This window comes from Methylorubrum podarium, from assembly GCF_022179745.1.
Taxonomy (GTDB): domain Bacteria; phylum Pseudomonadota; class Alphaproteobacteria; order Rhizobiales; family Beijerinckiaceae; genus Methylobacterium; species Methylobacterium podarium.
The window spans coordinates 1-4247 of the sequence record NZ_BPRD01000297.1 but is presented as its reverse complement, the minus strand read 5'-3'; the positions used below and the strand labels follow the sequence as shown (position 1 = coordinate 4247).

6 protein-coding genes are annotated in these 4247 nt (G+C 70.7%); all 6 read left to right on the top strand.

The annotated features are described in order from the left end of the window. Positions 1-73 precede the first annotated feature (73 nt). Entirely contained in the window at positions 74-862 is a 789-nt protein-coding gene (gene flgG, locus MFF42_RS15130) for a flagellar basal-body rod protein FlgG (protein WP_238256476.1), read from the top strand. A gap of 41 nt (positions 863-903) precedes the next feature. Further along, positions 904-1410: a flagellar basal body P-ring formation chaperone FlgA gene (gene flgA / locus MFF42_RS15125; RefSeq protein WP_238256475.1), complete on the top strand. Its 507-nt coding sequence runs from the start codon at positions 904-906 to the stop codon at positions 1408-1410. 47 nt (positions 1411-1457) lie between these two features. Further along, on the top strand, positions 1458-2585 hold the full coding sequence (flgI, locus tag MFF42_RS15120; protein WP_238256477.1) for a flagellar basal body P-ring protein FlgI: 1128 nt from the start codon (positions 1458-1460) through the stop codon (positions 2583-2585). After that, a complete protein-coding gene (locus MFF42_RS15115) occupies positions 2585-3169 on the top strand; it encodes a MotE family protein (protein ID WP_238256474.1) in 585 nt (194 codons plus the stop codon). Before flgI ends, MFF42_RS15115 begins: the two co-directional genes overlap by 1 nt. Further along, the gene (flgH, locus tag MFF42_RS15110) at positions 3169-3879 is read left to right on the top strand and encodes a flagellar basal body L-ring protein FlgH (RefSeq protein ID WP_238256473.1); all 711 of its coding nucleotides are present in this window, start codon (positions 3169-3171) and stop codon (positions 3877-3879) included. Before MFF42_RS15115 ends, flgH begins: the two co-directional genes overlap by 1 nt. 11 nt (positions 3880-3890) lie before the next feature. After that, a partial coding sequence (locus tag MFF42_RS15105) for a flagellar basal body protein FliL (RefSeq protein ID WP_238256472.1) occupies positions 3891-4247 on the top strand: 357 nt, incomplete at its 3' end.

Below are 4247 nucleotides of genomic sequence, written 5' to 3'. Positions count from 1 at the left end.
ACAAGGTCGTCGCCGCCTACCTCGAACTCAGCCGCATGCCGATCTGATCGGCCCCGTTTAAGGATCCCTCGCCATGCGCGCGCTCGCCATCGCCGCCACGGGCATGTCCGCCCAGCAGCTCAACCTCGAAGTCATCGCCAACAACATCGCCAACCTGAACACCACCGGGTTCAAGGGCGCGCGGGCCGAGTTCACCGACCTGCTCTACCAGGCGGAGCGGCAGCAGGGCGTCCCGAACCAGGCGGGCCAGGAGGCGGTGCCGGAGGGCGCGATGCTGGGCCTCGGCGTGCGGGCGGCGGCGATCCGCAATCTGCACCGGCAGGGATCGCTCGCCAACACCGGCAACCAGCTCGATCTGGCGGTGAACGGGCGCGGCTACTTCCAGATCACCAGCCCGGCGGGCGAGATCAACTACACCCGCGCCGGCTCGTTCAACAAGAACAACGCCGGCCAGCTCGTCACCATGGAAGGCTACGCCGTCGATCCGGCGATCCTCATCCCGCAGAACACCACCCAGGTGACGATCAACGAGTCGGGTCAGGTCTTCGCCAAGATCGACGGCCAGGTGGCGCTGCAGAATATCGGCCAGCTCACGCTCGCCAACTTCGCCAACGAATCGGGCCTCGAGCCGCTCGGCAACGGCCTCTACCGCGAGACCCCGGCCTCGGGCGCGCCGGTCGTCGGCAATCCCGGCGACGTGAGCTACGGCCGGCTGCAGCAGGGCTATCTCGAAGGGTCGAACGTCGATCCGGTCAAGGAGATCACCAGCCTGATCACCGCCCAGCGCGCCTTCGAGATGAACTCGAAGGTGATCCAGGCGGCCGACGAGATGGCCGGAACGGTCTCCAAGGGCATCCGGTGACGCCGGCCGCGTCCTCCCCTCCTCCTTCGGCGCGATCCTCCATGCCCCGCAAGACTTTCGTCCGCGGCCTCGTACTCGCCGCCCTCGCCGCCCTCGCCGCCGGCCCGGCCTTCCACGCCGCGGTCCCGGCGCGCGCCGCCGAGGGCATGGCGAATGCCGAGCTCATGCTGCCGGTGCCGACCGTCACGATCTATCCCGGCGACACGATCAAGGAATCGATGCTGCGGATGCAGGCCTATCCCGCGACCTACCGGGCGCGCACGGCCGTCATCGACGCCTCCGCCGCGATCGCCGGCCGCACCGCGCGGCGGATGCTGCTGCCGGGCGAGCCGGTGCCGGTCAACGCCGTGGACGATCCCCGCCTCGTCAGCCGGGGCGCGCCGACGCAGATGGTCTTCGAGGAGAACGGCCTCGTCATCACCGCCATCGGGGCGCCGCTCCAGAACGGCGGCCTCGGCGAGACGATCCGCGTGCGCAACACCGACACCAACCGCATCATCCTCGGCACGGTGATGGCCGACGGCCGCATCCGGATCGGCGCGCAATGACCCGCCGTGGCGCCTCCCTCGCCGCGCCGTCGCGCGGGCAGATGGCGATGCATCGCCGCCTGATCCTCGCCGTCCTGCTCGGCCTGCTCACCGGCCTGGGCTTCGCCGTCATGACCGGGCCGGTCTTCGCGGCGGGCACCCGCATCAAGGACATCGCCACGCTGAAGGGCGTGCGCGACAACCAGATCTTCGGCTACGGCCTCGTCACCGGCCTCCAGGGCACCGGCGACACCCTGCGCAACGCGCAGTTCACCGAGCAGTCCCTGCAGTCGCTGCTCGACCGGCTCGGCATCAACGTGCGCGACGCGCGCCTGCGCACCCGCAACATCGCCGCCGTGATGGTGACCGCCGACCTGCCGCCCTATACCGGCACCGGCTCGCGCATCGACGTCACCGTGACCTCGATGGGCGACGCCACCTCTCTGCGCGGCGGCACGCTGCTGATGACGCCGCTGACCGGCGGCGACGGCCTCGTCTACGCGGCGGCGCAGGGGCCGCTGGCCGTCTCCGGCTTCTCGGTGCAGGGGCAGGCGGAGCAGCTGACGCAGGGCGTGCCGACGGCCGGCCGCATCCCCAACGGCGCCCTGATCGAGCGCGAGGTGCCCGGCACCTTCCGCGACCTGCCCGAACTCGTGTTCGAGCTGAAGAACCCCGACTTCAAGACCGCGACCCAGATCTCGGATGCGATCAACGCGTGGTCGCTCGGCGCCTTCGGCCGGCGCATCGCCAGCGCCCGCGACCAGCGCGCCGTGGTGGTGATGCGCTCGCGCCAGATGGCTCAGACCCGGCTCGTGGCGCAGATCGGCGACCTGACGATCCAGCCCGACACCCCGGCCCGCGTCGTCGTCGACCAGCGCACCGGCACGGTGGTGATCGGGCGCAACGTGACGATCTCCACGGTCGCCGTGACCCACGGCAACCTCACGGTGCGCGTCACCGAGGCGCCGGAGGTGTCGCAGCCCGAGCCGTTCTCCAACGGCCAGACCGTCGTGGTACCGCGCACCGAGGTGAGTGCGCGGGAGGAGCGCGGCAAGCTCGCCATCCTCGGCGGCTCCGACCTGCAGACGCTGGTGCGCGGCCTCAATCAGGTCGGGCTGAAGCCCACCGATATCATCGCGATCCTGCAGGCGGTGAAAACCGCCGGCGCCCTCCAGGCCGAGCTCGTGGTGCAGTGATGAGAGCAACGCTGCGCATCGCCCTGTGCTGGCTCGCGCTCTCCGGCACCGCCCTCGCGGCCGGCGGCGAGCATGCCGACCCGGCCAAGGACGCGGCGATGCGGGCGCTCGCCGTCCGCGACGCCCCGAAGGACGTCTCCGCCCAGGACTACGTCGCCAAGGAGCCGGCCAAGACCGGCTACTGCGCCAACATCGCCGACGCCGCGGCGGATGCCCGCTTCGCCTGGCAGAAGGAGCAGCTCGCGGCGATGGAGCGGCAAGTCGAGGAGCGCATCAAGCTCCTCGAAGAGAAGCGGGCCGAGTACGAGGCGTGGCTCAAGCGCCGCAACGAGTTCCTGGCCAAGGCCGACGAGAGCGTGGTCGCGGTCTACGCCAAGATGCGCCCCGACGCGGCGGCGCTCCAGCTCGCCAACATGCCCGACGAGGCGGCGGCCGCCCTGCTGACCAAGCTCAACGCCCGAACCGCCAGCGCCATCCTCTCCGAGATGGAGGCGGCGCGCGCCGCCGGGCTTGCCCGCGCCATGTCCGAATCCGGCCGCAAGGACGCGACCGCGCCGGCGCCGAAGAAGAACCAGAGGTCGTGATGCGCTCTGCTCCCCCCGCCGCGGCGGCCCTGCTCGCCCTCTCGCTCGGCGCCTGCCAGAGCGACCTCGACCGCCTCGGCCGCCCGCCCGTGCTGACGCCGATCGGCACCGGCCTCAACGCGCCGCGCGAGCCGCTGCCGACCAGCTTCGGGGCGCTCGGCGCGCGCCACAGCTACCACTCGACCTGGAGCCCGGCGAGCGCCGCGCTCTACCAGGATCCGCGTGCCCGCGACGTCGGCGACGTCATCACGGTGAGCATCGCCATCAACGACAAGGCGCAGTTCGACAACGCCACCGAGCGCGAGCGCAGCCAGAAGAGCTTCCTCGGCTTCGATTTCGGCTACGGCGTCTCGGCGCTGAAGGATTCGGCCACCGCCGATACCGGCATCCGCTCCGGCACCGAGACCAAGGGCCAGGGCTCGATCGACCGCAAGGAATCGCTCAGCCTCTCGGTCGCGGCGGTCGTCACCGAGGTGCTGCCCAACGGCAACGTGGTGATCTCGGGCTCGCAGGAGGTGCGGGTCAACAACGAGGTGCGCGTGCTCAACGTCGCCGGCATCGTCCGCCCGCGCGACATCTCGCGCAAGAACACCATCGACTACGACAAGATCGCCGAGGCCCGCATCTCCTACGGCGGCCGCGGGCGCCTCACCGACGTGCAGAACCCGACCCTGGGCCAGCAGGTCTTCGAGACCGTGGCGCCGTTCTGACGGGGGCGAACATGGCAGACGCCAAGGATACCAAGAAGGGCGGCAAGGGCTGGATCGGAGCGCTCGCCCTCGTCACCCTCGTCGCCGTCGGGACCGGGGGCGGGCTCGGCGTCTACCTTCTCGGCAGCGTCGAGAAGTCGGTCGACCTCAAGAAGCGCGAGGAGGCCGACAAGGCGGTGAAGGTGCTCAACTACACCGGCGACCTGAGCCTGCGCAGCGTCGGCTCCGTGGTGGCCAACCTCGCCGAGCCGACCGATTCCTGGGTGCGGATCGAATCCTCGGTGGTGTTCAAGACGGGGTCCCTGCCGAACCCCGACGTGACCCTCGCCGAGATCCGCGCCGACGCGCTCGCCTATCTGCGCACGCTC

Bases quoted from the DNA above. Each gene is read 5' to 3' on its own strand.
- flgI (WP_238256477.1), top strand. From the start codon at position 1,458: ATGCATCGCCGCCTGATCCTCGCCGTCCTGCTCGGCCTGCTCACCGGC.
- flgA (WP_238256475.1), top strand. From the start codon at position 904: ATGCCCCGCAAGACTTTCGTCCGCGGCCTCGTACTCGCCGCCCTCGCC.
- flgH (WP_238256473.1), top strand. From the start codon at position 3,169: ATGCGCTCTGCTCCCCCCGCCGCGGCGGCCCTGCTCGCCCTCTCGCTC.
- MFF42_RS15115 (WP_238256474.1), top strand. From the start codon at position 2,585: ATGAGAGCAACGCTGCGCATCGCCCTGTGCTGGCTCGCGCTCTCCGGC.
- flgG (WP_238256476.1), top strand. From the start codon at position 74: ATGCGCGCGCTCGCCATCGCCGCCACGGGCATGTCCGCCCAGCAGCTC.